1 protein-coding gene is annotated in these 1,191 nt (G+C 66.8%); it reads right to left on the bottom strand.

Annotated features, from left to right (window positions below):
- Positions 1-1,086 (bottom strand): IS630 family transposase, encoded by a 1,086-nt coding sequence (locus DMB42_RS52680; RefSeq protein WP_125649931.1) that lies wholly within the window; start codon positions 1,084-1,086, stop codon positions 1-3.
- Between the last annotated feature and the right edge of the window lie 105 nt (positions 1,087-1,191).

Raw genomic sequence — 1,191 nt, 5'->3', positions numbered from 1 at the left:
CTAGTGAGCCGGCTTTGAGATTCGGTCGCAGTAGCGACAGATACGGTCGATGATCTGGTCGGCGGTCTTGGTCCAGCGGAACGGCTTGGCGTTGTCGTTCCAGAGCTCGATCCATTCCTCCAGCGTGGCTTTGAGCGCGTCCAACGAGCAGAAGCTGCCACGCTCCAGGCAGCGGCGCTCCAACTCGGCGAACCAGCGCTCGACCTGATTGATCCAGGAGGAGTAGGTCGGGGTGAAGTGCAACGTGAAACGCGGATGGGCCAGCAGCCAGGCGTGCACCACCGGCGCCTTGTGGGTGGACAGGTTGTCGCAGATGAGGTGGACCGCCAGACCTGGTTCGACCTGGCGGTCGATCTCGTCGAGGAAGTCGCGGAAGTCGATGGCGCGGTGACGGGCCGACAGCTTGCCGATCACCTTGCCGGTGGCGGTGTTGAGCGCGGCGAACAGGTCCACGGTGCCGTGCCGGACGTAGTCGAAGCTGCGCCGCTCAGGCACACCGGGCAGCATCGGCAGTACCGGCGCGCTCCGCTGCAACGCCTGGATCTGCGGTTTCTCATCGACAGCGAACACCGCCGCATGCGCGGGCGGGGCCAGATACAGCCCGACCACGTCACGGATCTTGTCGATCAGCAGCGGATCTGTGGAGATCTTGAAGTTCTGGGTGCGCCAGGGTTGCAGCCCGAACGCCCGCCAGATGTTGGCCACGCTGGTCGGTGAAATGCCCACCTGGCGGGCGAGTTCTCGTTTGGACCAGTGCGTGGATCCGGCCGGCACCTCCTCCAGCGTGCGCACCACCACCTCCTCCACCTGGGCGTCGGTGATGGTGCGCGGCACGCCCGGCCGCGGCTCATCGGACAGCCCGTCCAGCCGTCGGGCCAGGAACCGGCTGCGCCAGCGCGCCACCGTCTTGCGGTCCAGCCGCAACCGCGCCGCCACCGCCACGTTGCCGCCGCCCTGGGCGCAGGCCAGCACGATCCGGGCCCGCATCGCCAGCCCCTGCGCCGTCGAGCGACGTCTGGCCCAGCCCGTCAACGTCTGCCGCTCGTCCTCGGATAACACCACCGGCTCGAGTCTGCTGTCTGCCATCTCTCCAGCAGACCTCAGCCGCCAGAGACCGTCACCACTTCACGGACAATCTGAAACGAGACACACCTCATGTGGCGTCCCGGATACTCGCGACCGGCTCACTAG

Origin of the sequence: Nonomuraea sp. WAC 01424, assembly GCF_003947315.1 — a bacterium.
GTDB lineage: Bacteria > Actinomycetota > Actinomycetes > Streptosporangiales > Streptosporangiaceae > Nonomuraea > Nonomuraea spiralis.
The sequence above is the reverse complement of the archived record's forward strand: the minus strand, read 5'-3'. Positions and strand labels throughout refer to the sequence as shown.